We start from the raw sequence: 4,789 nt of genomic DNA, 5'->3' as shown, positions 1-4,789 counted from the left end.
CTGATCATCGCGCGCGACTATATCAGCCACGGCTTGCGCGAACGCGCCTCTGCGTTGGTCGATCTCGATCTGGGTCCGCGCACCGAGGCGGCTATCGAACAGCGGTTGCGAGCCGAGGTCGAACAGGAGCGGCTTACCGGCATCGACCGCGCCATGTTGCGCGAAGCCGACAGCGGTGTCCTCGTGAGTTCGCAGGCGCGCGGGGCTTTCGATCAGGTCATCCGCGTCGGCCGGCTCCGGAAACTCGAACGTCTTGGGCTGGCAACGAAGGTGGGTGCGGCGCATTGGCGACTGGTGCCCGATCTCGCGGACTCATTGCGCCGAATGGGCGAACGCAGTGACATCATCAGGACGATGCAACGCGCATACTCGGCGCGCGGCGATGCGCCGGCTATCGCCGACCGGGCCATCTACGATCCGCTTGCACCGGATGCCCGCCCGCTCGTCGGTCGCCTTGTCGAACGCGGCCTATCCGACGAACATGCCGATCGCCATTACGCCATCGTCGACGCGGTCGATGGCCGGTCTTACTATGTCGAGATCGGCGCGGGCGATGCGATTTCCCCGACCCCGAATGGTGCGATCGTCGAGATCGCGCCGCGCGAGGCGGGAATCCGGACGGCCGATCGCACGATAACCGAGGTCGCTGCCGCGAACGGCGGGCGCTACTCGGTCGATGCCCATCTGAAGCATGATCCCGCCGCCAGCGAGCGCTTTGCCGAAACCCACATCCGGAGGCTCGATGCAATGCGACGGGTGATGCGCGGCGTCGAACGCGATGCCGCCGGCAGCTGGATCATCGCACCCGATCATCTCCCCAAGGTAGAAGCGTTTGAGGCGCGGCAGCGTCGTGACCGGCCAGTAATCGTCGAAACCTTATCGGCGATTTCGCTCGATCGACTGTCCGCCGCGGATGCCGCGACCTGGCTCGACCGCGAGCTTATTGCCGAGGCTCCCCTCCCGCTGCGCGACGCTGGCTTCGGCCGTGAGGTTCAAGCTGCCCAGGCGGCGCGGCGGCAGTGGCTGGCCGCCGAGGGACTGGCCGGTGAGCGGGATGGGCGACTTATCTACCGCCGCAATCTGCTCGACACGCTTCGCCGACGCGAGCTGCTCCGCGTTGCCGATCAGTTGTCGCGCGAGATCGGCAAGCCGTTCGCCGAGGCGGGGCGGCAGGAGCGGATCGCGGGCAGGCTTGTTCGCACCGTCGAAATGACGAGCGGCCGTCACGCGCTCGTCGAGCGTGCGCGCGACTTCACGCTGGTCCCGTGGCGGCCCGTGATGGAGCGCCATGTCGGCAAGCCGGTCTCCGGAATCATGCGGGAGGGCGGCGTCAGCTGGGAATTCGGACGGTCGCGCGGCGGTCCCGGCATTTCGTGATTTGCCGCGCATCAGCCATCGTGCTTGCCGATAGCGACGTCGACCCGGCTCCGCTGAATAGACACGCTGAGGCCAAAGCGCTGGCGATGATCATGTTCCGGGCTTCTTAGCCTTTAGTTTAGCGGCCTTCGCATTGATCGACTTACTGTCGTAAATTCCCGAGAGCGCGAATTCCAACACGTCGAGCGCATCGAGCAGGTCGCCGTAGTCCACATCATCGCCGCCATGCGTTCCGAGATTTCCAATGTTTCGAAGGCCGTCCAGCTGGTCTGAGTGCGCAGCACCCGCCGTGAATGCCTTGATCCGTTGGACCAAGTCCATGCGCCTCATTTTGCCGTTCTTGTCGAGCTTCTCCTTCGGTACCTTCTGGTGATCCAGCATTGCCTCGACAGTCGTGCGGAGCCTGGCCACGCACGCCGATGCATCCATCCAGTACAGCCGAAAGGCCAATTCGAGTTCGCGTCGAACACGCGGCGGGAAGTTTTTCGAAATCCGGAAAAGCGGGGGTGCCGGAAACGCGGAGCGAATACGCAGCACTTCTTGGCGGGCGCCCCGGTAAATTTGGCCGTCATCGTCATCGACTTCGACTTCTACGACTTCCATGTCCCCGATTAGATGGACGATCTCGCCGCAAGGGATCTCGTCGCAAACGAGCCGGGCCGACCAGCGCTCCGATACATTGTCGGGCTCCCAGCTTTCATTGTCATGATAATCGGCCGAATGCCTTGGTTCGAACAGGCTCAACCCTCCTGGCGCAACACGTAACTTTCCGTTGGCACAGGTCGGGCAGGGCAGGCCGAAGGTCGTATTCTTGGGCACCAAGAGGTGCCACGTATCTCGGTTGATCGTCACGTAGTCGGTCCTTTCGCGACCGACACTACGGATGCCGGCTCTGCCATCGCAATATTTTTCGACCGAACGTGCGGCGTCGGCTACTCGTAACCTCATGTCACGCCGAACAAAGCCCCACCTATGGGCCAACCACCCCGAACTGCTTACTTCCATCCGGTCGCCTTCGGAAATGTATCGCAAGACGGATTGGAACTTCAGCCGGTACGAAGAGGCCGTGTTCGCTCGGCCGTGCGATCCCGAGACCGTGATGTACGCTGCTCTCGACTTCTGCATAGCAATTGTCGGACTGCGCGATTGGACCAAGAAGGCGCTTGTGCGAAAAATGCGTCAGGATGGCTCGGCTCTTCCCGCAAGTTTGGCCATGCTTGACGATTTCGCGGGATTTGTGACGTCCCGGGTTCACTGGCAGCCAGCCATCGAGGCAATCGCCAACACAGCGAAACATGCCGAATATCGCGATACGGGTTGGGAGAAGGGCATTGCCAGTCCGGCCAGCTTCTTCCCGGACTATCTTCGGGCCGAGCACGAAGCATGCGCTGACGGGCTGCAGCTTTTTGCATTCATGCACAAATATCGACAAGTCACTTGGTGGGACCTTTCGCTTCGCCAGCATGGCGATCAAAACGCGACGCCCGGCTATGAAGCTTTGGGAGGCGCCTTGGATCAGTGGGGTTCGTTGTTGGCAGAGTTAGGCTATCCGGCAGAATAATCTCCCGCCGATATCTAACAAACACCGGCACCAGTGCCGCCGCTTCGCAGGGTGGCGCCTGATGGTGCGTCGAGACCGCAATTTTCGGAATGGGCCTTTTCCCTGATGTTTCGGGCGTGAACCCGGGCGATTGCCGCCTCGGGGCGGAGCCCCATCATGACCCCGACCAAGCTGCTGATCGGCCAGATCCTCGTCGTCTTCGCGATCGTGATCGCGGGCCTGTGGGTCGCGACCCAATGGTGTGCGGCGATGCTCGGCTATCAGGCCGAACTCGGGGTAGCCTGGTTCGAGGTCGGCGGCACTCCGGTGTATCGCCCATGGGCCATCTTCTGGTGGTGGTATTCGTTCGATGCCTACGCGCCGCATGTGTTCGACAAGGCCGGGGCTCTCGCCGGGGCCAGCGGCTTCCTCGGTTGCGCGGCCGCCGTCGCAGGGTCGCTCTGGCGCGCCCGGCAGTCGGGACAGGTCACGACCTACGGCTCGGCGCGCTGGGCGAGCCACCGCGAGATCGACCGCGCGGGGCTGTTCCATGACGCGGGCGTGTTCCTGGGGCGTCATCGCGGCCGCTATCTGCGTCACGGCGGCCCCGAACATGTCATGGCGTTCGCACCGACCCGCTCGGGCAAGGGTGTCGGGCTCGTCGTCCCGACCTTGCTCAGCTGGACCGGCAGCACCGTCGTCCACGATATCAAGGGCGAGAACTGGCAGCTGACCGCCGGCTGGCGTGCGCGCTTTAGCCATGCGCTGCTGTTCAACCCGACCGATCCCGCCTCGGCAAGATACAACCCGCTGCTCGAGGTCCGCAAGGGTGCCGACGAGGTGCGCGACGTCCAGAATATCGCTGATATCCTCGTCGATCCCGAAGGGGCACTCGAGCGGCGCAACCATTGGGAAAAAACCTCGCACTCGCTCCTCGTCGGCGCGATCCTCCACATCCTCTACGCCGAGGAGGACAAGACGCTCGCGCAAGTCGCGACCTTCCTCTCCGACCCGCAGCGTCCGTTCGTCGCGACGCTGCGGCGGATGATGACCACCAATCATCTCGGCAGCGCGGAGGCGCCGCGCGTCCATCCCGTCGTCGCGTCGGCCGCGCGCGAGTTGCTCAACAAGAGCGAGAACGAACGCAGCGGCGTGCTCTCGACCGCCATGTCGTTCCTCGGTCTTTACCGCGATCCGACCGTGGCGGCGGTGACGTCGCGCTGCGACTGGCGGATCGCCGACCTCGTCGAGGCCGATCACCCCGTGTCGCTCTACCTCGTCATTCCGCCGTCCGACATCTCGCGGACCAAGCCGCTGGTCCGCCTCATCCTCAACCAGATCGGCCGGCGGCTGACCGAGAAGCTCGACGCTGAAGGCGCGAACGGCCGCCGGCACCAGCTCCTCATGATGCTGGACGAATTTCCGGCGCTCGGACGGCTCGATTTCTTCGAGACGAGCCTGGCCTTCATGGCGGGCTACGGCGTGCGCGCCTTCCTGATCGCGCAGAGCCTCAACCAGATCGAGAAGGCCTATGGCGAGCATAATGCGATCCTCGACAACTGCCATGTCCGCATCGCCTTCGCCACCAACGACGAGCGGACCGCGCGCCGCATTTCGGATGCGCTCGGCGTCGCGACCGAGCAGCGCTCGATGCGCAACTATGCCGGGCATCGCCTCGCGCCCTGGCTCGCGCATGTCATGGTCAGCCGGCAGGAAACCGCGCGCCCGCTGTTGACGCAGGGCGAGGTAATGCAGCTGCCGCCGGCGGAGGAACTCGTCCTCGTGTCGGGAATGGCGCCGATCCGCGCCCGGAAGCTGCGTTATTACGAGGACCGCAATTTTCGCGGGCGCGTCGTGCCGCCGCCCGCCTTG

General features: G+C 64.1%; 4 protein-coding genes. 3 read left to right on the top strand and 1 reads right to left on the bottom strand.

Translation table 11 applies throughout. The features are described from left to right. A partial coding sequence (locus VGD20_RS17495) for a DUF3363 domain-containing protein (RefSeq protein ID WP_331135658.1) occupies positions 1–1,377 on the top strand: 1,377 nt, incomplete at its 5' end. Between the two features lie 90 nt (positions 1,378–1,467). Here the strand turns inward: VGD20_RS17495 and VGD20_RS17490 are convergent. Beyond that, entirely contained in the window at positions 1,468–2,229 is a 762-nt protein-coding gene (locus VGD20_RS17490; protein ID WP_331135657.1) for a DUF4145 domain-containing protein, read from the bottom strand. A gap of 169 nt (positions 2,230–2,398) precedes the next feature. On the opposite strand from VGD20_RS17490, the gene VGD20_RS17485 reads away from it, so the two are divergent. Continuing rightward, complete coding sequence (locus tag VGD20_RS17485; RefSeq protein WP_331135656.1) at positions 2,399–2,938, top strand: hypothetical protein; 540 nt, start codon at positions 2,399–2,401, stop codon at positions 2,936–2,938. A 156-nt stretch (positions 2,939–3,094) separates the two neighbouring features. Then, a partial coding sequence (locus tag VGD20_RS17480; protein ID WP_331135655.1) for a conjugal transfer protein TraG occupies positions 3,095–4,789 on the top strand: 1,695 nt, incomplete at its 3' end.

Origin of the sequence: Sphingopyxis sp. (genome assembly GCF_036402335.1) — a bacterium.
GTDB lineage: Bacteria > Pseudomonadota > Alphaproteobacteria > Sphingomonadales > Sphingomonadaceae > Sphingopyxis.
The sequence above is the reverse complement of the archived record's forward strand: the minus strand, read 5'-3'. Positions and strand labels throughout refer to the sequence as shown.

Bases quoted from the DNA above. Each gene is read 5' to 3' on its own strand.
- VGD20_RS17485 (WP_331135656.1), top strand. From the start codon at position 2,399: ATGTATCGCAAGACGGATTGGAACTTCAGCCGGTACGAAGAGGCCGTG.